The following is a 19,565-nucleotide window of genomic DNA, read 5'->3' as shown; positions in this document are numbered from 1 at the left end:
CCCCCCTGGGTCCGCCCAGTCGCGCCCGGGCGCCGCCCCCGGGGGGGGGGCCCCGCCTTCGCGGTCTGCCGGGCCATTCCCGCCGCCGGGGGGCCCCCGGGGGGCCCCCGCGCCCGTCTTTAGCCCCCCCGAAGTCTTGGCACCCCCCGAAAACGGCAATTCGAAATTCAGCGGTGCCATCACCGCACGTCCGTTGACAAGCTTGCCGTCGATGAGGTTCATCGGCGGCGAGCCGACGAAGCTTGCCACGTAGGTGTCGCGCGGATTGTTGTAGATCTCGTACGGCGTGCCGGTCTGGACGATGCGGCCATGGTTGAGCACGCCGACCTTGTCACCCATCGACATCGCCTCGATCTGATCGTGCGTCACGAACAGGAAGGTGGCGCCAAGCTGCATCTGCAGGTTCTTCAATTCGGTGCGCAGCGCTTCGCGCAATTTGGCGTCGAGCGCCGACAACGGCTCATCCATCAGGAATACCCTCGGCTTGCGCACGATGGCGCGGCCGATCGAGACGCGCTGCATCTCGCCGCCTGAAAGCCGGTCGGTCTTGCGGTCGAGTAGATGCTCGATCCGCAGCGTCCTGGCGGCGCGGTCGACGCGATCCTTGATCTCGGCATCGGGCAGCCGGCGGATTTTCGGCTTCAGCGGAAATTCGAGGTTTTGGCGTACGGTATAGCGCGGGTAGAGTGAATATTGCTGCAGCACCAGCGCCACGTCGCGCTCCGCCGCGCCCCAATCGGCGACATCGACGCCGTCGATCAAGACCTGACCTTCGCTCGGTTTTTCCAGGCCGGCAATCATGCGCAGCGTCGTCGTCTTGCCGGCGCCGGTCTCGCCGAGCAGGACGAAGAACTCGCCATCGGCGATGTCGAGATCGAGCCCGGTCAAGGCGGTGTGGTTGCCGAATTTCTTCGAGATGTTCTTGAGCTGGATGTGGGCCATCAGAGTCTCACTCCCAGCGATTTGCCGCTCGCCGTGTCGAAGAAATGCGCCTGGCCGGGATCGATTCTGACGAAGACTCTTTCGCCGGGGCCGCCGATGAAGCCGCTCTTGGTGCGCGCACGCAGCATCTTGGAGCCGACCTTGAGGTCGACGATGTCGAAGGAGCCGAGCGGCTCGACGATCTGCGTCTCCACCGGCAAGAACCCTTCGGCTGCTTCGCGGCGGACGAGGACGCCTTCCGGCCGGATGCCGAGCGCGAGTTGGCCGCCGGCATGGCCGTTGAGCTTCGACAGCAAGGCGCGCGGGAATTCGAAACCGGCGGCCGCATCGCCGACGGTGACCGAGGCCGACGAGGCTTTCTCGGTCACCGAAGCGTCGGCGACGTTCATCACCGGGCTGCCTACAAATTGCGCGACGAAAAGGTTCGCCGGATGCGAATAGACCTCGTCCGGCGAGCCAACCTGCTGCAGCACACCTTCATGCATGATGACGATGCGGTCGGCGAGGCTCATCGCCTCGATCTGGTCGTGGGTGACGTAGATGCTGGTCGAGCCCTGCTTGATGTGCAGCCGCTTGATCTCGGCCCGCATCTCCTCGCGCAGCTTGGCATCGAGCGCCCCGATCGGCTCGTCCATCAGCATCGCCTTCGGCCGCCGCACCAAGGCTCGGCCGATCGCCACGCGCTGCATGTCGCCGCCCGACAGCGCCGACGGTTTCTTGGCGAGGAGATCGCTGATCTGCAGCGTCTTGGCGACCGAGCGCACCTCGCTGTCGATCTCGGCCTTGCTCTTGCGCGTCGCCCTGAGCGGAAAGGCGATGTTCTCATAGACGCTCATATGCGGATAGAGCGAGAACGACTGGAAGACCATGGCGATATCGCGATCGGCGGCCTTGAGGTGCTGGACCGGCTTGCCGTCGATGAGGATGTCGCCGCCGTCGATCGTCTCCAGCCCGGCAATCGCCCTGAGCGTCGTCGTCTTCCCGCAGCCCGACTGGCCGAGCAGCACGATGAACTCGTTGTCGTCGATCTTCAGGTTGAGGTCCTTTATGACCTGCACGGCGCCGAAATATTTCTGGACGCCTCGAAGCTCGATCTGGGTCAATGCTGTGCCCCCGGATTTGCCCCTTGCCCGGTGCCGGCCTTCTCCTCCGGCGCGATCTTGGAGGTGATGTTGAAGCCGATCAGGCCGATCAGGATGATGGTCACGCCATAGCTGTGCAGCAGCATGTTCCACGGCTGGCAGAGCGCGATGATACCGAGCACCATCAGCACCTGGCTGCCCGGTTCGAGATATTTCTGGTTGATCTCGCGAAAGCTCATTTGCGGATCGCTCCAAACGACATGCCGCGCAACAGGTGATTACGGAGCAGGAAGGTGAAGATCGCGACCGGCAGCAGGAACAGGAAGGTTCCGGCGGCAATCACCGTCCAGTCCGGCAGGCCGGAACCGACCTGGCTGGGGATGAAGGGCGGTGCTGTCTGGGCACGGCGGCTGGTCATGATCAGTGCGAAGGCATATTCGTTCCACGCCGTGATAAAGCAGAACACGGCGGTGGCGGCGATGCCGGTGGCGGCCTCGGGCAGCACGATCTTGAAGAAGGCCTCCATGCGCGTATAGCCGTCGACGAGGGCCGCCTCCTCATACTCCTTGGGGATCTCGTCCATGAAGCCTTTCATCAGCCACACCGAGAAGGACAGGTTGAAGGCGGTGTAAAGGATGATCAGGCCGATATGGGAATCGTTGAGGCCGACCGCCCGGTACATCAGGAACATCGGAATGGCGACGACCACCGGCGGCAGCATGCGTGTCGACAGGATGAAGAACAGTAGGTCCGCCTCGCCTTTTACCTTGAAGCGCGAGAACCCATAGGCGGTGAAGGTGCCCATGCCGACGGCCAGGACGGTCGAGGTTATGGCAACGATCAGTGAGTTCATGAAACGGCTCGGATAGCCCGACCACTGCACCTGGCCCTTGCCGTCGCGCACGATCTTTTCGCCCCCATTGAAGACGACGCGCTCCCACCACGGCGCAGCCGCGTACTCCTCCGGCGACGGCGGGCTGCGCAGCTGCGAACGCTTGGTAAACAACTTGACGAAGGGCGATATCTCCGGCTGGAAAACCACCGTCGGCGGAATGGTGGTGGCGAGGTTGCGCGGCTTGAACGCCGTCGAGGCGATCCAGTAGATCGGCGCCAGGAAGATGATCGTCACCAGCAGGACAGCGACGATGGCGACCCGGTTGAAGGTGATTTCGGAAGAAGTGCGGACTGCGGCCATCTCAGCGCTCCTTCACCTTGTTGAGGTATTTGACATAGATGTTGGTGATCGCCAGCACCATGATTAGCACGATGTAGGCGAGCGCGCAGGAACGCCCGGTCTGCCATTCCTGGAACGCCATCTTGTAGAGCCGGATCGAGATCAGCTCGGCCGTCGGCTGGCTGGTCAGGATGTAGGCGAGGTCGAAGGTCTTGAACGCCTCCATGGTGCGGAAGATGACCGCGATCATCAGGATCGGCGCAACCAGCGGCAGCGTTATGCGGAAGAAGGTGTAGAACGGTCCGGCCCTGTCGATCGCGGCTGCCTCGTAGAGATGCTTGGGCACGGCCGACAGGCCGGCCAGCGACAACAGCATGACGAAGGGCGACCACATCCAGATGTCGGTCAGCGCAACCGCATAGAGCGCCATTTTCGGATTCGACAGCCATTCGAAGGTGCCGAGGCCGAGCGCATAATTGATGATGCCGAAGGACGGATCGTAGAGCAGCTTCCAGAACAGGCCGACGACGGCCATCGACAGCATCATCGGCAACAACAGGAGCGTCGTCAGCAGGCCCTTGAGCGGAATGTCGCGATTGAGCAGCATGGCAACGCCGAAGCCGACGAGCAGCTGGCCGGCGACCGAGATGATGACGTATTTTGCGGTGATGGCGAAGTTGGACCAGACATAGGGATCGCTGAGCAGGTCGCGATAGTTTTGCAGCCCGACGAAATTCGCCGCCGCGCTGGTCGAGGCGCGGAAATCGGTGAACGAATAGCCCAGCGAATAGATCAGCGGGAAGATGTTGAAGACGATCAGAAACAGGATCGTCGGGATGATGAAGAGATTGCGGATCGAAATGTCGCTTAGACCGCGAGCGGCGGCCCGCGAGGACCTGTCCAGCGTGGTGATCATCGTGGTCGCCAAGACCCTGCTCCCGGTTCAAGAATCAGAAAAAGAAACGGAGGAGGCACGAACGCCCCCTCCGTGAAACTTCATGCTTATTGGCCGCGGCCGTATTTCTTGAAGGTCGCGTTCCAGTCGGCTGCCAGTGCGTCCAGCGTCTCCTTGGCGGTGCCTTCGCCGCCGATCATGTAAGGATAGATGCGCTGGTTGAGCTGCTGCAGCAGTTCCGCATATTCCGGAACCGCCCAGAAGTCCTTGACCTTGAACATGGTCTCGTAGAACGCCTTGTTGTAGGGCGTGGCGTTCTGGAATTCGGGCGACTTGAGCACGGCGGCACTGCAGGTGTAGCCGCCAAGCGCTGCCCATTTCTTCTGGGTCTCGTCCTTGATGAACCATTCCAGGAACTTCGTCGCCTCTTCCTGCTTCTGCGAGTAGGAAACGATGGAGATGCCCTGACCGCCGAGTGCGGCGAACTGGTCGCCGCCAGGTCCGGCTGGATTGGCGAAGAAGCCGGTGTTCTTGGCGTTCGGGTTCGACGCCTCGTTGATCAACGAGGGGAAGAACGCGAAGTAGTTCATGCTCATCGCGGCCAGGTTTTCAGTGATCGCCTGGTTGTCCTCGACGAAGAACGACTTGGCCCAGCCCGGAGGCGTGAACTTGTAGAGTTCCTTGTAGGCGTCGAGCGCCGCGATCGCCTTGTCGGAGTTGATGAAGCCATCGACCTTGTAGGTCTTATAGTCACCCAGCTCGCCGCCAAAGGAGAACAGCGCGTTTTCGAAGCCCATCGCCATCGCGTCATAAGAATTGTCGGTGTAGATGGCGATGCCGTATTTTTTCTGGTCCGGCCGGTAGAAGAATTCGGCGATGTCGCGTAGCGCCTTGAAATCCTTCGGCACGTCGAGATCGTAGCCATACTTGGCCTTGAAGGCTTCCTTTTCCTTGGGGTCTTCGAACCAGTCCTTGCGATAGGACCAGCCGACGGCGTCGCCTTCGAGCGGAATGGCCCAGTACTTGCTGCTGCCGCCCGGATATTCGGCATAGTATTTCACCGTGGCCGGTGCCATCACTTCACCGACCTTGTGCTTGTTGAAGAAGTCGGTCAGGTCGACATAGTGGCCACCGGTCGAGCCAGCACCAAGCCATTGCGAGTCGCCGACGACCATATCGTAGGCGTCGCCATGGGCGTTGAACTCGGTGAAGGCCTTGGTCTGGAAGTCGGGCCACGGTGTGGTTTCCACCGTGATCTTGACGCCGGTTTCCTTCTCGTACTCGTTGCCGAGTTCCTGCAGGTAATTGGCCGGATCCCATTCCGCCCAGAAGATTGTAAGTTCCTTTTCCTGCGCGTAGACGGACGTTCCGCAGGCGAGCACTAGGCCGATACCAGCAAGCAAGCTGGTCATTGTCTTGCGCATAATGATTTCCTCCCTTGTGCGCATTCTACCGTTCATGAGAACCGGCATCGAGGCCGGCCCTGGTAGTCCTCCCGTGACGGCACCGTTTCGGTCTGTGAGCCTCCTCGCTCGACCGAAACGGATCTCAGCCTTCACCTTTGATCCGCTTTATTTGTCCTGATCTGGTATTACCAATTTAAGAGGAACGTCAAGCCCTTTCTTGGACGGTGGCGGACACGCAGACAAGTTGGCTTCTGCGATATCTGCCTGTTTTCCCTGAATTTTCCTACTCCTTGATACATGAATGCCTTACTTGGGCCACTGCATCGCTAGTAGCATGAATAGCCAGGTTGAAAATCTGGTCGAACCAGATTGGCGTCATCTCACGGCGGTCATCGGCGCGATCCCATCTCCTTCAATCATCGATTCGGTCATAGCCGCGCGCACAAGAGCGCCGGCCGCCCATTGCGCAACCGACATCATACTGCGGCTATCCAATCCCCATATATCCTTTAAAACGATCAGCACCTCAACACCGAAGATCAATGACAGCGCCTGCGCGAGCCGCTTGAATTCGCGCGGCGGCAACCGGCCTTTGAGTGGCGCGATCGCATCTTTCAAGAGATCGACGCGATGGCCGCGGGTGAAGGCAGGTTCGCCGTCAAGCGTGCCTGCCTGTCGCTGCGCCCACTGGTCGAGCGACAGTTTCAGCGCCGCCTTGAACGTCGCTTCGAAGACCTCGATGCGCGGCATGGCGGTCTCGAACAGCTCGGCGACCCGGCGCTCGGGATCGGCAGAGCTCGATTTCCACGTAAGGATCGGCCCAAGCCCCTCATCGACCACCGCCTGCACCAACGCCGCCTGGCTCGGAAAATACCGATAGGCGGTGGCGCGCGAGACCTCCGCTGCCTCCGCCACCTCGCTGACGGAGGGCGTGGCGCCCGCCTGCATCAGCTTTGTCGCCGTCTCCAGCATGAGACGCCTGGTGCGCGCGCGGGCCCCGCGCTCTACCTGGGGGTTCGGCCCTTGGCTGGCATCGTCGTCGATTGCCGCCTGTTGACGTGAGACATTCATGTCAATACGATACGCGTGTCTCAAAAAATTGCAATGGTCCTTCGCGCCGTCGAACGGCCGGACAAAAAGGGGCGGCAGCGCCGAACACGCCCAAGACCGGGGAAACGCGATGAAGCGCATCTATGTGGTGGGCACCGCCGACACCAAGGGCGAGGAACTCGCGTTTCTGGCCGATGCGGTCGCCGCTACCGGCGCTTCGATTGCCCGTGTCGACATCGGAACACGCGGCGCGACCGCGCCGGTCGATGTTTCGGCAGACGAGGTCGCCAGCCACCATTCCGAGGGTCGCAATGCCGTACTCGGCGTCGACGATCGCGGCACCGCGGTGGCGGCGATGGCTGCCGCCTTTGCCCGGTTTGTCCAGTCGCGCAGCGATATTGCCGGGATTATCGGCATTGGCGGCGGTGGCGGCACTTCGATCATCACCGCAGGCATGCGCACGCTGCCGCTCGGTCTGCCCAAGATCATGGTTTCGACGTTGGCCTCGGGTGACACCGCGCCTTACGTCGACGTCTCCGACATCGTCATGATGCCGTCGGTGACCGACATGGCCGGCCTCAACCGGCTTTCGCGTGTCGTGCTGCACAATGCCGCCCAGGCGATATCAGGCATGGCGACAAAGCCGGCGCCGCCGCCCGACGGCAAACCGTCGCTCGGCCTCACCATGTTCGGCGTCACCACGCCATGCGTGACCGCGATCGCCGATGAGCTTCGTTCGACTTATGACTGCATGGTCTTTCATGCCACCGGCACCGGCGGCCGCACCATGGAAAAATTGGCCGACAGCGGCCTGTTGTCCGGCGTCATCGACATCACAACGACCGAAGTCTGCGACTTGCTGTTTGGCGGCGTGCTGCCGGCGACCGAGGATCGCTTTGGCGCCATCGCCCGCACCGGGCTGCCTTATGTCGGCTCGGTCGGCGCGCTCGACATGGTCAATTTCTGGGCGCCGCCGACAATTCCGGAACGCTATCGCGGCCGGCTGTTCTATGAGCACAATCCAAACGTCACACTGATGCGCACCACTGCCGACGAAAGCAGAACGATCGGCGAATGGATCGGTGCAAGGCTGAGCCTCTGCCAGGGTCCGGTTCGTTTCCTCATTCCGGAGAAAGGCGTGTCGGCGCTCGACATTGAAGGCGGCGCCTTCTTCGACCCTGAAGCCGATGCCGCTTTGTTCGAGGCGATCGAGCGTACCATCAAACCCGCCAAAACGCGGCGCGTGCTGCGTTTGCCGCTTCATATCAACGACCCCGAATTCGCCTGGGCTGCCACAACGGCCTTCCTCGACATCGCCAGACAGTGAGACACCAAGACATGGCCGCCATACCGCGCAAGAAAATCCTGGAGAAATTCCGCAAGATGATCGCGGACGGCGTGCCGATCGTCGGCGGCGGTGCCGGCACCGGCCTGTCGGCCAAGGCAGAGGAAGCCGGCGGCATCGACCTGATCATCATCTACAATTCGGGCCGCTACCGCATGGCCGGGCGCGGCTCGGCCGCCGGCCTGCTCGCCTATGGTAACGCCAACGAGATCGTCAAGGAAATGGCCTACGAAGTGCTGCCGGTAGTGAAGAAGACGCCGGTGCTGGCCGGCGTCAACGGCACCGATCCCTTCGTCATCATGCCGCTGCTTTTGGCCGAGTTGAAGACGATGGGTTTTTCCGGTGTGCAGAACTTTCCGACTATCGGCCTGTTCGACGGCCAGATGCGGCAGAGTTTTGAAGAAACCGGCATGGGCTTCGGGCTCGAGGTCGACATGATCGCCGAGGCTCACAAACTCGACCTGTTGACCACGCCCTATGTCTTCAACGCAGACGAGGCGCGCGCCATGACAACAGCTGGCGCCGACATCGTCGTCGCCCATATGGGGGTGACCACCGGCGGCTCGATTGGCGCGACATCGGCTAAATCGCTGGACGACTGTGTGAGCGAGATCGACGCCATCGCCAAAGCGGCACGCTCAGTGCGCGAGGATATGATCCTGCTTTGCCATGGCGGGCCGATCTCGATGCCGGACGACGCCAGATATGTTCTCGAGCGCTGCAAGGGCCTGCACGGGTTCTATGGCGCCAGTTCGATGGAGCGGCTGCCGGCGGAAGCCTCAATCGCCAGGCAGACGGCGGATTTCAAGGCGGTCACGTTCGGCGCTGCGTAGAGACCAGCAAACAGAAGGGTGGAACGATGACGGAGAACAGCAAGGTATTCGTATATCCAAAAGACGTCAGCGCCTTCGGCTTCGACTGGGGCAGGCTGTCGCTGACGGTCGCTCCCGAAGTGAACGGCGCAAAGCGATTTTCCGGTGGTGTCGTCGACCTACCGTCAGGCAAAGGCCATACGCGTCATAACCATCCGGGTGCGGAGGAGATCATCTTTGTCATCTCAGGCAATGGCGAGCAGATGGTCGAAGACGAGAAAGGCAACCCGGTCGTCGAGAAAGTCGGCCCCGGCTGCACCATCTATGTGCCGGAAAGCCGCTTCCACTCGACGCTCAATACCGGCGATGCGGGCATGCAGCTTTTCGTCGTCTATTCGCCGGCAGGGCCGGAACTGGCATTGCGGGAGTTGCCGGATTTCAGGTTGATCCCGCCGGGCAGATAATGTCACAGGCTGAGGCCAATCTTCATCGCACGAGCGACCCTTGCTAGGTTGTTAGTATCGCTTCCCAGAGCGAGCCTATCCGGCAAAGTGGGGACATCGCGCTCTGATCGGAAAGCATCCGGCGAAGGTAAGCGCGCCACCCAGTAGGACAAACAGTTTTCCGCTGCCTCCGGACCAAGCTGCCAGAGTACAAATCGAACAGCATTTTCAGGGAACATGAAGCCCGGAACTTCAGAACATGCGACCTGTTCGGCTAGTTTGCGCGGAACGTCGAAACGTTCGAAGAGCGGCAGGACAGTCGTTTGGATGTTGGCAACGATGTTCGCGATTTCAGCCTGGCGGGTATGCGGGTTTGCGATGTTCCATGTCCGCTCGTCCCACTCCTTTATTGCCTTGCTGTAGACCGACGCATGCACGACGAGTTCGACGTACTCGCCGCCGACGTTCAGATAGTTTGATTGAAAGGAGATTTTGAATGCCCAGTCGCCGGCCCGACGACTCGCATGAGGACCGGTTTTCGCAAAGCGGAACCCAATCGGTTCGAACTCCATGGAGATCTGCTCGCACCCGTCGATAAAGACCTGCTTGGGCAGTTCGCGTTCCATATCGGCAAATGCTCGCTAGTGTGACCAATTGTTTGCTCGAACGAGGTAATCTCAAGAACGGGCTAGGTACCAGCGCCTAAGCCGCCCCCGCCTCTGTTCCAGCCCCGGCCCCGATCGCCGAACATGACGTAGCCGGCATCGGTCACCGCCACCGTGTCCTCCAGCTTGATGAAGCCGCGCGTCGGGTGGAGCATGGTCGTCTCGACCGAAAGCACCATGTTCTTCTCCAGCGGCTTTGCGGCATAGGTGCCTTCATATGTCACCGGATGGTTGGTCATCAGGAACGGCGCTTCATGCGTGATCAGCCCCATGCCATGCGCGAAAAAATCAGTATAGGCCGCAACCTTGGATTTCTTCAGAACGCCTTCGGCATGAGAAATCATGTCACCGCCCAGCGTGCCCGCCTTGACCTTGGAGAAGGCCGCCTGCTGCACTGTCTCGATCTCGGCCAGCAGATCCTCGAGTTCGGCGTCAGGGTCGCCCAGCACGCCCATGCGGCAAAGATCGCCGATATAGCCGTGGTAGTTGCCGCCGGAATCGATCGACATCACTTCGCCCCGTTTCCACGCCTGCGGCGAGGCTGCGCGGTTGTGGCTGGAGCCTAGCGTCAACAGGCAATATTCGAAATGCGCGCCGCGATTGGTCTCCTCGCGCCTGAGATGTTCGATGATCTCGCTCTTTGTCGTGCCTTCGCGTGCCCAGCCGATGGTCGCCAGCATGGAATCGGTGATCAGCTCCGAAGCGATGCGCAGCTTTTCCAGCTCCGCCTCGGTTTTGATTGCCCGCATGCGCTCCAGCATATCAGTCGCATCGATCAGCTTGGCATCCGGCAGCGCGTTGCGGATCAGCATATAGGCGTCGGACGGCAGGAAGGCGGGCTCGATGCCGATGTGGGCATTGCCCTTGGTGATCTTTCGCAAATGCTCGACCGCCAGATTGGCGGCATCGAGCGTACCCCAGCAGGCGGCATGCAGTGTCGGCGTCCAGAATGGATGATTCTGGTGCTCGCCGCCTTCCATGCGGTTGCCGATGTAGGCGGCATGCTCCGGCCCACCTTTCTCATAGACGACGAAAGGCAGATAACGGCTGTGGCCGATTGCATCCATGGCGGCGAAGAAGATGAACTTGTAGCCGCCAAGCAGATATTGCGTGTTGTGCTTGGAGGTGGCGAGCAGCACGTCGATGCCGGCCTCCTCCATCAGCCCGTCCACCCTGGCCTGGTCGAACGGCACGCTGCCGACGGCATTCTTGCCTGGGGCAATGTTCATGTCTCTCTCCCTGAAATCCCTTAGCCGGCCGCTCGCCGGCACCGGCTTTTCCGGCTCTGAACCTCGGCTATGCTTAAATCTGCATCATTTTGCCCGATCTGGTCCAGCCAGAACGGGCGAACCAGCCCCAAAAGCTGCTCCACCTGCTGCACTTTACCCCAGCCTGGTCCTGCTAGAACCGCGCGTCGAACCGTTTTCTGTACAACTGGTCCAGCGGACGGAAATTTCAAAGCCACGTAGAGATGCGCCAATTCCGTCTTTGGCGAAACCCCGCACAAGGCCCATAATCAGCTTTGCAGGATGCTTACGAGCGTCCGAGGGGTACGGCGGACCCGGCTGGGTCCGCGGAGAGGACGGAGTTCGATCATGCCAGAGTTCACCATTTCCAGACGTACAATGCTGGCCGGTTCGGCGTTGCTGTTGGCCTCCACCGCCATGCCGACGATCGGCTCGGCGCAGACGCCGAGAAAGGGCGGACGACTGGTTGTCGCTGCCGATTCCGAGCCGCGCAATCTCAATCCGGCGATTGTCGCCTCGAACGGCGTCTTCTTCATCTCGAGCAAGATCGTGGAAACCTTGGCCGAGGCCTCCTTCGGCGGCAAGGATGGGCTCGATCCGCGGCTGGCGCTCAGCTGGGAAGGTGCCGCCGACGGCCTGTCGCTGACGTTCAAACTGCGCGAGGGCGTCAAATGGCATGATGGGAAGCCATTCACCTCAGCCGATGTCGCCTTCTCGGCGCTGCAGGTCTGGAAGCCGCTGCAGAATCTCGGCCGCACCGTGTTCAAGGATCTGGAGGCCGTCGACACGCCGGACGAAACCACCGCCGTGTTCAAATTCGCCAAGCCGACACCGTTCCAGCTGATCCGCAACGCCTTGCCGGCGCTGAGCAGCGTGGTGCCCAAGCACATCTACGAGACCGGAAAGATCGAGGACAACCCGGCCAACAACGCCCCGGTCGGCACCGGACCGTTCAAATTTGCCGAACACAAGCCCGGCGAATATTACCGGCTGGAGAAGAACACCGACTATTGGGGCAAGGACGAGCCCTATCTCGACGAGATCATCTATCAGGTGCTGCCGGACCGCACGTCGGCGGCCAGCGCCCTGTAAGCCGAAGAGATCCAGCTCGCCGCCTTCTCCGCCGTGCCCCTGGCCGATCTCGACCGCATCTCCAAAGTGCCCGGTCTCAAGGTGATCACCAAGGGTTATGAAGGGCTGACCTACCAGCTCGTCGTCGAGATCAATCATCGCCGCAAGGAGTTGGCCGACCTGAAAGTACGCCAGGCGATCGCTCACGCCATCGACAAGGATTTCGTCGTCGAGACGGTATTCCTTGGCTATGCCGCCACCGCCACTGGCCCGGTGCCGAAAAACGACCCGCAATTCTACACCGCCGACGTGCCGACCTACGCTTTCGACGTCGCCAAGGCCAATGCCTTGCTTGACGAGGCCGGCTACAGCCGGGGCGATGACGGCAAGCGCTTTTCATTGAGATTGCTGCCGGCGCCTTACTTCAACGAAACCAAGCAGTTCGGCGACTATCTGCGCCAGGCGCTCGCCGTCATTGGCATCGACGCCCAGCTGGTCAACAACGACTCTGCCGCGCACATCAAGGCGGTTTACACCGACCATGCCTTCGACCTTGCGGTCGGGCCGCCGGTGTTCCGCGGCGATCCGGCGATCTCGACCACCATCCTGGTGCAGAGCGGTATTCCCGACGGCGTGCCCTTCTCCAACCAGGGTGGCTACAAGAATGCCGATCTCGACGCCCTGATCGCCAAGGCATCGGAGACGCTCGACACCGCCGCCCGCACCGAACTCTACAAGGAGTTCCAGAGAAAAGTTGCCGCCGACCTGCCGCTGATCAACGTCGCCGAATGGAGTTTCATCAGCGTCGCCCGCGATACGGTCAACAACATCGCCAACAACCCGCGCTGGGCGGTATCGAACTGGGCGGACACTTGGCTGGAGGCTTAGGCAGGTCGGCTCAAGACTTGCACATCGCCTATGTGGGTGCTCAGCTTCGGCTATGAGAGTTCCTTCGCGCCCCCCTCTGTCCTGCCGGACATCTCCCCCACGAGGGGGGAGATCGGCTGTCATTGTCGCTTTCGCCAATCTCCAGCGTTGCAAGACGGCCGGCATCGCCGAAACTGCCAATCTCCCTCTTTGTGGGGGAGATGTCCGGCAGGACAGAGGGGGGCGCCGTAAAGCGCGGCACGGAAGACTTGGCTCTCCTATCGGCGTTGCGCCATGACCCGCGCCGTCATCCTCCTTCGCCGCCGTCTCGTCGGCAGCATCTTCGTGCTGCTGATTGTCGTCATCGGCACGTTCCTGTTGCTCGAAGCCGCTCCCGGCGATGCGGTCGATGCCTACATTGTCTCGACCGGTGGCGACGCCGGCATGATCGAGCTGTTGCGTCACCGCTGGGGGCTCGACCAGTCGGAGCTGACGCGGCTGGCCAATTATCTTTGGGCGCTGCTGCATCTCGATCTCGGCCAATCGGTCAGCTTTTCGCGGCCGATCCGCGATGTCATCCTCGAGCGCCTGCCCAACACGCTGCTGTTGATGGGGAGCGCCACGGCGCTCTCCTTCGGCCTCGGCTCGGCTCTCGGCATCTATGTCGGCGCCAGTCCCGGCAGCTTCCGCGATCGTTTCCTGTCCATCGGTTCGCTGGCGCTCTATGCCGTGCCGGGCTTCTGGCTCGGGCTTGTGCTGATCATTGTCTTCGCCGTCGACCTGCGCTGGTTTCCGATCGGCGGCATCGAGAGTATCGCCTCGGCCAAGAGCGGCCTCGATCGCGCCGCCGACATCGCCCGCCATCTCGTCCTGCCGGTTTCGGCGCTCGGCTTCATTTATCTCGCGCTCTATCTGCGCATGATGCGCGCCGGCATGGCCGAGGTGTGGCGGCAGGACTTTGTGCTGGCCGCCCGTGCCAGGGGACTTTCCCGCCGTCGCATCGTGCTCGCTCACGTCGCCCGTAACGCGCTGTTGCCGCTGGTCACCATGTTCGGCCTGCAGTCGGCGCAAATGCTGGGCGGCAGCGTCGTCATCGAGAGCGTCTTTTCCGTCCCCGGCCTCGGCCGGCTGGCGCAGGAAGCGGTGGCCGCGCGGGATACCCCACTACTGCTCGGCATTATTCTCACCAGCGCTGTCCTGGTCGTCATCATCAACCTTCTCGTCGACATCGCCTACGCCTTCCTCGATCCGCGCGTCGGCGCCAGTGAGGCCGGCGCGTGAGCCCGCTTCGCCGCTTTCTCCGGACCCCGGAAGCGATCGCCGGCGCGGTCATCCTGGCGGCGCTGTTTGCCGTCGCGCTTGCCGCACCTTTGTTCTTTCCCGGCGATCCGCAGGCGATTGCCGGGCCGGCGTTGCTGCCGCCGTTCCAGGACTGGTCGTTGCCACTCGGCACCGACCGCCTCGGCCGCAACGTGCTTGCCGAGCTTTTCCACGGCGCCCGCACCTCGCTGGCGGTCGGGCTGGCAGCAGCCGCCGCCGCCCTTGCCGTCGGTGCCGTGATCGGCACGTTGGCCGGCTTTGCCGGCGGTCTTGTCGACGAGATGCTGATGCGCATCACCGACGCTTTCCAGACCGTCCCAGCCTTTCTGCTGGCTTTGGCTTTCGTCAGCATCGTCGGGCCGTCGCTCGGCGTCATCGTCGCTGCGATCGCGCTGGGCGCCTGGACCGGACCGGCACGCGTGGCGCGCGCCGAAGTGCTGTCGATCCGCGAGCGCGATTTTGTTGCCGGCGCCCGCGTCATCGGCATGCATCCGCTGGAGATCGCCTTTCGCGAGGTGCTCCCCAATGCGCTGCCGCCGGTAATGGCTTTGTCGTCGGTGATCGTCGCCGCGGCGATTCTCACCGAAGCGGCATTGTCCTTCCTCGGCCTTGGCGACCCCAACCGCGTAACCTGGGGCGGCATGATCGCCGAAGGCCGCGCCGTGCTGCGCACCGCGCCCTTCCTGTCGATCATTCCGGGCGTAGCGCTCGTGCTGACCGTGCTCGGCGTCTATCTCACCGGCGAAGGCGTCGTCGAGACCACGGCGATGAGGAGGAGCCTGTCGTGACGGCGCTTGCTTCGATTCGCAGTCTGACGGTGACCTATCGCCGCGACGGCGCCGAGGTGGCGGCGCTAAAGAATGTCAGCCTCGACATCCCCGCCGGCGAGCGCTTTGCCATCATCGGCGAGAGCGGTTCCGGCAAGAGCACGCTGGCGCTAGCCATTGCCGGGCTGCTGCCGGCCACTGCCAAGATCGAAGGCCGTATCGATTGGCTCCTGCGCCCGCCACCAATGTTTGGTGCCAAGGCACCTGCCGGTCTTCGCGACCATGCTCCAATCGGTGGCCGTGACATCGGCTTTATTTTCCAGGACCCATCCGCAAGTCTCGATCCGGTGATGCCAATAGGCAAGCAGATCGCGGAAGTCGCCTACACCCATCTCGGCCTCAGTTGGCGAGACGCCTATGCCAAGGCAAAAACCCTGCTCGAACGGGTCCGTCTGCCCGACCCCGATGTCGCTTTGCGTGCCTTTCCACATCAGCTCTCCGGCGGCCAGAAGCAGCGCGTGGCGATCGCCGCAGCGATTGCGGCCGGGCCGAAACTGCTGGTCGCCGACGAGGCGACCAGTGCGCTGGACACCATCGTGCAGGCCGAGATTGTCGGGCTGATCCGGCGACTGGTGGCCGAGGACGGTATGACGCTGCTGTTCATCAGCCACGACATTGCGCTGGCCGCTGAGCTTGCAGAGCGCATAGCGGTGTTCCGGCATGGCGAGCTGCTCGAGCTCGATTCGACAGCCCAAATCGTCAATGCGCCGCGTCACGCATACACTCGTGTGCTGCTTGACGCTCATCTCGGCTTCGACGCCGAGCCGCTGTTGCGGCGAACATGACCAGTCCGCTGCTCGCCGTTTCCGGCCTGACCAAACGATACAGTCGCGGCGGCAAGACCATCGCCGCGGTCGACGACGTTTCCTTCCACATCGACCCCGGCGAGACGCTGGCGCTGGCCGGACCTTCCGGCAGCGGCAAGTCGACGATAGCTCGTCTAGTGCTCCGGCTCGTCGAATTCGATACCGGCAGTATCGAATTTGAAGGCAGCGATTTCCTGTCGCTGAACGGCGCTGCCTTGCGCGGCCGGCGCGCCCGTCTTCAGATGGTGTTTCAGGATCCGCTCGCCGCCTTGAACCCACGCGCCACAGTCGCGCGCGTGCTCGACGACCCTCTGCGCATCCATCACATTGCCTCCGGCCCCGAGCGCCCGCGCCGAATTGCAGCTCTGCTGGAACGCGTCGGCCTCAGCCCCGGTCTCGCCGGCCGCGCCATTCACGAGATTTCCGGCGGCCAACGCCAGCGCGTTGCAATCGCCCGCGCCATTGCCACGAAACCGTCGCTGATCGTGCTCGACGAGGCCGTGTCGGCGCTCGACGTTTCGGTTCGCGCGCAGATCCTGCAACTGCTGCTCGATCTTCAACGCGAGGAGCGCATCGCCTATCTGTTCATTTCGCACGATCTCGGCGTCGTCCGTGCCATCGCCCACCGCATGGCCATTCTGGACGCCGGGCGAATTGCCGAGAGCGGCGATGCCCGCAGCGTCATCGACGCGCCGCAATCCGCGATCGGCAAGGCGCTGGTGGCGGCAGCGCCAAGACTGTCAAGGATCGAACAGGACGCATCATGACCGACGCCGAAGCCCGAGCCGAAAAACTGTCGCGCGAACTCGATTCCGCCTTCCGCAACCGTGCCGATCTCTATCGTCTGTTGCTCGACGAGCTGACCGCGGAAGTTGGCGCGGAAAAGGCTGAGGCGATCATGATCCGCACCATCGAACGGCGAGGCAGGGAGGTTGCGGCGGCGGCCTTCGCCGATTTCGGCCCCAACGACGCACCGGCGATCGGCGAGGCGTTCCTGGCCGTCAGCCCGGATGGCGGCCGCATGTATCCGACCGATGTCGAACGCGGCCCGGACCGCATCGCCTTCAGGGTCAGGCGCTGCCCGCTGAAGGACGCCTGGGTCGAAGCCGGCATCGATGACGAGAAGCTCGCCACGCTCTGCCGCATCGCCGGCGCCTTCGATCGCGGCCTGTTCGAGGCCACCGGAGTGCGCTTCGACAACGTCACCTGGACGGCGGGCCACGGTTCCGGCTGCTGCCACATCGCCTTGACCAACCGCGATGCCGGTTAGAGCTGCAGCTCGAGCCATGTCGGCGAAGAAGTAGAGTTCCGTTCCGTTGGGCAGCACGGAGCCAAACACCCCGGCGCCATAAGGCAAGCGGGGATTTTGATGTGTGCATTGCAAGGAATTCGTGCGGACAGTATCCGCCTCGGTGTCCCGCTGTGTCGGCTTCGTTGCTAAGTGTCCGGGTTGCTAAGTGTCCGGCCGGAGACGTCTTTGTGGGTTCATGGTTGTGGCCTCGAGCCACGGCAATCAAATCAATCCGAGATTCTGTCGGATTGCGGCATCCTTGTTCGTCTTCTGTAGGGGAGTTCCTGGAGGTGAACTATGAGCGAATTGCCGGTGGTCAAAACGCGACGCAAAGGCAAGACGCTTACGCAGAGCATGCTGATCCCAACCGAGAAAATGGTCGCTGACGAACTCCGGGCTGCAGGACCTGGCCACTTTTCGGACCTTGCAGAGTTACGACGTAAGCTCGCGGCAAAATACGGAGCAGACGCCTGCTGCCCAGTGACTGTGCGGCGGCACCTGGTGCATATCAGTCAAGACGGCAGCGCGCCTTTTTGGCGCGTCGTAAATCCCGATCGGCCATTCGCCCCACGTATGAGAGGTGGATCGGAGCACATACGCGAAAAATTGGCCGCGGAATGCTAAGTGTCCTGTCGCCGTACTTCAGCCCATACGAAAACGGCCCGCACAAGGCGGGCCGTTTTCGAATTTGGTTGCGGGGACAGGATTTGAACCTGTGACCTTCAGGTTATGAGCCTGACGAGCTACCGGGCTGCTCCACCCCGCGTCAACCCTAGAAGTAAGCCTTGGCTCACTGGATTCAAGCTTCCGCCAAATGAAAGGGCCGCTTGCGCGGCCCGATATCCCGTTGGCGGGCCTGTTCGTAAGGAGAAGATTAAACAACGTGCGCTTGGCAGACCTGGCAGCGACCTACTCTCCCGCGTCTTGAGACGAAGTACCATCAGCGCTGGAGCGTTTCACGGCCGAGTTCGGAATGGGATCGGGTGCAGCCGCTCCGCCATAACCACCAGGTCGGCAAAACGCACGTTGCTCGAGAAGCTGTTTTCTGTGCCATTCATCTCGGCGCAATCCAAGGATTGTCACCAGAAATGGGCATTAGGAATGAGAACGATCAAGCCGATCGAACTATTAGTACCGGTAAGCTTCAAGCGTTGCCGCTCTTCCACACCCGGCCTATCAACGTGGTCGTCTTCCACGGTTCTCAGGGAATACTCGTTTTAAGGTGGGTTTCCCGCTTAGATGCCTTCAGCGGTTATCCCGTCCGGATATAGCTACCCTGCTATGCGGCTGGCGCCACAACAGGTCCACCAGAGATCCGTCCATCCCGGTCCTCTCGTACTAGGGACAGATCCTTTCAATATTCCTACACCCACGGCAGATAGGGACCGAACTGTCTCACGACGTTCTGAACCCAACTCACGTACCGCTTTAAATGGCGAACAGCCATACCCTTGGGACCTGCTCCAGCCCCAGGATGCGATGAGTCGACATCGAGGTGCCAAACAACCCCGTCGATATGGACTCTTGGGGGTCATCAGCCTGTTATCCCCGGCGTACCTTTTATCCGTTGAGCGATGGCCCTTCCACGCGGGACCACCGGATCACTATGACCGACTTTCGTCTCTGCTCGACTTGTCAGTCTCGCAGTCAGGCAGGCTTATGCCATTGCACTCAGCGAACGATTTCCGACCGTTCTGAGCCCACCATCGCGCGCCTCCGTTACTCTTTAGGAGGCGACCGCCCCAGTCAAACTACCCACCATACATTGTCCCGGACCCGGATAACGGGCCGCGGTTAGACATCCATAGTGATAAGGGTGGTATTTCAAGGGTGGCTCCACCTGAGCTGGCGCCCAGGTTTCAAAGCCTACCACCTATCCTACACATGCCACTACGAATGCCAATGTAAAGCTATAGTAAAGGTGCACGGGGTCTTTCCGTCTAACCGCAGGAACCCCGCATCTTCACGGGGAATTCAATTTCACTGAGTCTATGCTGGAGACAGCGGGGAAGTCGTTACGCCATTCGTGCAGGTCGGAACTTACCCGACAAGGAATTTCGCTACCTTAGGACCGTTATAGTTACGGCCGCCGTTTACTGGGGCTTCGATTCAGAGCTTGCACCCCTCCTCTTAACCTTCCAGCACCGGGCAGGCGTCAGACCCTATACGTCGTCTTGCGACTTCGCAGAGCCCTGTGTTTTTGATAAACAGTCGCTACCCCCTGGTCTGTGCCACCCTCCCATGCTTGCGCATGAAAGGGTCACGCTTCTTCCGAAGTTACGCGTGCAATTTGCCGAGTTCCTTCAGCATAGTTCTCTCAAG

17 protein-coding genes, 1 tRNA gene, 2 rRNA genes and 1 pseudogene (1 of these 21 only partly in view) are annotated in these 19,565 nt (G+C 61.6%); 9 read left to right on the top strand and 12 right to left on the bottom strand.

All coding sequences use genetic code 11. The features are described 5' to 3' along the window. The 7 genes from NKH90_RS25610 to NKH90_RS25580 all read right to left on the bottom strand — a co-directional run. On the bottom strand, positions 1–942 hold a 942-nt coding region (locus tag NKH90_RS25610; protein ID WP_352821660.1), incomplete at its 3' end, for an ABC transporter ATP-binding protein. Next, complete coding sequence (locus tag NKH90_RS25605) at positions 942–2,045, bottom strand: ABC transporter ATP-binding protein (protein ID WP_352474867.1); 1,104 nt, start codon at positions 2,043–2,045, stop codon at positions 942–944. The genes NKH90_RS25605 and NKH90_RS25610, both read right to left, overlap by 1 nt. Further along, positions 2,042–2,263 (bottom strand): hypothetical protein, encoded by a 222-nt coding sequence (locus tag NKH90_RS25600; RefSeq protein WP_352474866.1) that lies wholly within the window; start codon positions 2,261–2,263, stop codon positions 2,042–2,044. Before NKH90_RS25600 ends, NKH90_RS25605 begins: the two co-directional genes overlap by 4 nt. Beyond that, positions 2,260–3,219, bottom strand: a complete 960-nt coding sequence (locus NKH90_RS25595; protein WP_292661213.1) for a carbohydrate ABC transporter permease — start codon at positions 3,217–3,219, stop codon at positions 2,260–2,262. The genes NKH90_RS25600 and NKH90_RS25595 overlap by 4 nt, the downstream gene beginning before the upstream one ends. A 1-nt stretch (position 3,220) precedes the next feature. Then, on the bottom strand, positions 3,221–4,126 hold the full coding sequence (locus tag NKH90_RS25590; protein ID WP_254816733.1) for a carbohydrate ABC transporter permease: 906 nt from the start codon (positions 4,124–4,126) through the stop codon (positions 3,221–3,223). Between the two features lie 74 nt (positions 4,127–4,200). Beyond that, the gene (locus NKH90_RS25585; protein ID WP_352448404.1) at positions 4,201–5,517 is read right to left on the bottom strand and encodes an ABC transporter substrate-binding protein; all 1,317 of its coding nucleotides are present in this window, start codon (positions 5,515–5,517) and stop codon (positions 4,201–4,203) included. Positions 5,518–5,874: 357 nt separating this feature from the next. Beyond that, the gene (locus NKH90_RS25580) at positions 5,875–6,570 is read right to left on the bottom strand and encodes a TetR/AcrR family transcriptional regulator (RefSeq protein WP_502896450.1); all 696 of its coding nucleotides are present in this window, start codon (positions 6,568–6,570) and stop codon (positions 5,875–5,877) included. A gap of 109 nt (positions 6,571–6,679) precedes the next feature. Here NKH90_RS25580 and NKH90_RS25575 point away from each other — a divergent pair, with 109 nt between their 5' ends. Genes NKH90_RS25575 through NKH90_RS25565 form a run of 3 tightly spaced genes read left to right on the top strand, consistent with a single transcriptional unit; the run spans position 6,680 to position 9,170 of the window. Further along, the gene (locus tag NKH90_RS25575; RefSeq protein WP_352474865.1) at positions 6,680–7,876 is read left to right on the top strand and encodes a Tm-1-like ATP-binding domain-containing protein; all 1,197 of its coding nucleotides are present in this window, start codon (positions 6,680–6,682) and stop codon (positions 7,874–7,876) included. Between the two features lie 11 nt (positions 7,877–7,887). Beyond that, positions 7,888–8,727, top strand: coding sequence for a phosphoenolpyruvate hydrolase family protein (locus NKH90_RS25570; protein WP_352474864.1), 840 nt, complete (start codon positions 7,888–7,890; stop codon positions 8,725–8,727). A gap of 26 nt (positions 8,728–8,753) precedes the next feature. Further along, a complete protein-coding gene (locus tag NKH90_RS25565) occupies positions 8,754–9,170 on the top strand; it encodes a cupin domain-containing protein (protein ID WP_352474863.1) in 417 nt (138 codons plus the stop codon). A gap of 2 nt (positions 9,171–9,172) precedes the next feature. Here NKH90_RS25565 and NKH90_RS25560 read toward each other — a convergent pair whose 3' ends face one another. Both NKH90_RS25560 and NKH90_RS25555 read right to left on the bottom strand, forming a co-directional pair. After that, the gene (locus NKH90_RS25560) at positions 9,173–9,775 is read right to left on the bottom strand and encodes a hypothetical protein (protein ID WP_352474862.1); all 603 of its coding nucleotides are present in this window, start codon (positions 9,773–9,775) and stop codon (positions 9,173–9,175) included. Between the two features lie 62 nt (positions 9,776–9,837). Further along, the gene (locus NKH90_RS25555) at positions 9,838–11,043 is read right to left on the bottom strand and encodes a M24 family metallopeptidase (RefSeq protein WP_352474861.1); all 1,206 of its coding nucleotides are present in this window, start codon (positions 11,041–11,043) and stop codon (positions 9,838–9,840) included. Between the two features lie 366 nt (positions 11,044–11,409). On the opposite strand from NKH90_RS25555, the pseudogene NKH90_RS25550 reads away from it, so the two are divergent. The 6 genes and pseudogenes from NKH90_RS25550 to NKH90_RS25525 all read left to right on the top strand — a co-directional run bounded on the left by NKH90_RS25550 (position 11,410) and on the right by NKH90_RS25525 (position 17,222). Continuing rightward, positions 11,410–13,020, top strand: a pseudogene (locus NKH90_RS25550) (ABC transporter substrate-binding protein). Between the two features lie 273 nt (positions 13,021–13,293). Continuing rightward, a complete protein-coding gene (locus NKH90_RS25545) occupies positions 13,294–14,280 on the top strand; it encodes an ABC transporter permease (protein WP_352474859.1) in 987 nt (328 codons plus the stop codon). Next, complete coding sequence (locus tag NKH90_RS25540; RefSeq protein ID WP_352448411.1) at positions 14,277–15,107, top strand: ABC transporter permease; 831 nt, start codon at positions 14,277–14,279, stop codon at positions 15,105–15,107. Before NKH90_RS25545 ends, NKH90_RS25540 begins: the two co-directional genes overlap by 4 nt. Continuing rightward, positions 15,104–15,931, top strand: coding sequence for an ABC transporter ATP-binding protein (locus NKH90_RS25535; protein ID WP_352474857.1), 828 nt, complete (start codon positions 15,104–15,106; stop codon positions 15,929–15,931). The genes NKH90_RS25540 and NKH90_RS25535 overlap by 4 nt, the downstream gene beginning before the upstream one ends. Continuing rightward, the gene (locus tag NKH90_RS25530; RefSeq protein WP_352474856.1) at positions 15,928–16,719 is read left to right on the top strand and encodes an ATP-binding cassette domain-containing protein; all 792 of its coding nucleotides are present in this window, start codon (positions 15,928–15,930) and stop codon (positions 16,717–16,719) included. The genes NKH90_RS25535 and NKH90_RS25530 overlap by 4 nt, the downstream gene beginning before the upstream one ends. Continuing rightward, positions 16,716–17,222: an L-2-amino-thiazoline-4-carboxylic acid hydrolase gene (locus NKH90_RS25525; protein WP_352474855.1), complete on the top strand. Its 507-nt coding sequence runs from the start codon at positions 16,716–16,718 to the stop codon at positions 17,220–17,222. Before NKH90_RS25530 ends, NKH90_RS25525 begins: the two co-directional genes overlap by 4 nt. A 710-nt stretch (positions 17,223–17,932) precedes the next feature. Here the strand turns inward: NKH90_RS25525 and NKH90_RS25520 are convergent. The 3 genes from NKH90_RS25520 to NKH90_RS25510 all read right to left on the bottom strand — a co-directional run. Further along, positions 17,933–18,009 (bottom strand) — tRNA-Met (locus tag NKH90_RS25520). Between the two features lie 130 nt (positions 18,010–18,139). Beyond that, positions 18,140–18,254: ribosomal RNA gene (gene rrf, locus NKH90_RS25515) — 5S ribosomal RNA — on the bottom strand. 96 nt (positions 18,255–18,350) lie between these two features. Beyond that, a 23S ribosomal RNA gene (locus NKH90_RS25510) occupies positions 18,351–19,565 on the bottom strand; it runs 1,584 nt beyond the window's last position.

It is taken from the genome of Mesorhizobium sp. M0898, from assembly GCF_040319695.1.
Classification (GTDB): domain Bacteria; phylum Pseudomonadota; class Alphaproteobacteria; order Rhizobiales; family Rhizobiaceae; genus Mesorhizobium.
Note: the sequence above shows the minus strand (reverse complement) of the source record. Positions and strands in the feature narration are given on the sequence as shown.

Coding starts and splice junctions, on each gene's coding strand:
- NKH90_RS25525 (WP_352474855.1), top strand. CDS start 16,716: ATGACCGACGCCGAAGCCCGAGCCGAAAAACTGTCGCGCGAACTCGAT.
- NKH90_RS25530 (WP_352474856.1), top strand. CDS start 15,928: ATGACCAGTCCGCTGCTCGCCGTTTCCGGCCTGACCAAACGATACAGT.
- NKH90_RS25595 (WP_292661213.1), bottom strand. CDS start 3,219: ATGGCCGCAGTCCGCACTTCTTCCGAAATCACCTTCAACCGGGTCGCC.
- NKH90_RS25580 (WP_502896450.1), bottom strand. CDS start 6,570: ATGAATGTCTCACGTCAACAGGCGGCAATCGACGACGATGCCAGCCAA.
- NKH90_RS25585 (WP_352448404.1), bottom strand. CDS start 5,517: ATGCGCAAGACAATGACCAGCTTGCTTGCTGGTATCGGCCTAGTGCTC.
- NKH90_RS25570 (WP_352474864.1), top strand. CDS start 7,888: ATGGCCGCCATACCGCGCAAGAAAATCCTGGAGAAATTCCGCAAGATG.
- NKH90_RS25575 (WP_352474865.1), top strand. CDS start 6,680: ATGAAGCGCATCTATGTGGTGGGCACCGCCGACACCAAGGGCGAGGAA.
- NKH90_RS25560 (WP_352474862.1), bottom strand. CDS start 9,775: ATGGAACGCGAACTGCCCAAGCAGGTCTTTATCGACGGGTGCGAGCAG.
- NKH90_RS25565 (WP_352474863.1), top strand. CDS start 8,754: ATGACGGAGAACAGCAAGGTATTCGTATATCCAAAAGACGTCAGCGCC.
- NKH90_RS25545 (WP_352474859.1), top strand. CDS start 13,294: ATGACCCGCGCCGTCATCCTCCTTCGCCGCCGTCTCGTCGGCAGCATC.
- NKH90_RS25600 (WP_352474866.1), bottom strand. CDS start 2,263: ATGAGCTTTCGCGAGATCAACCAGAAATATCTCGAACCGGGCAGCCAG.
- NKH90_RS25555 (WP_352474861.1), bottom strand. CDS start 11,043: ATGAACATTGCCCCAGGCAAGAATGCCGTCGGCAGCGTGCCGTTCGAC.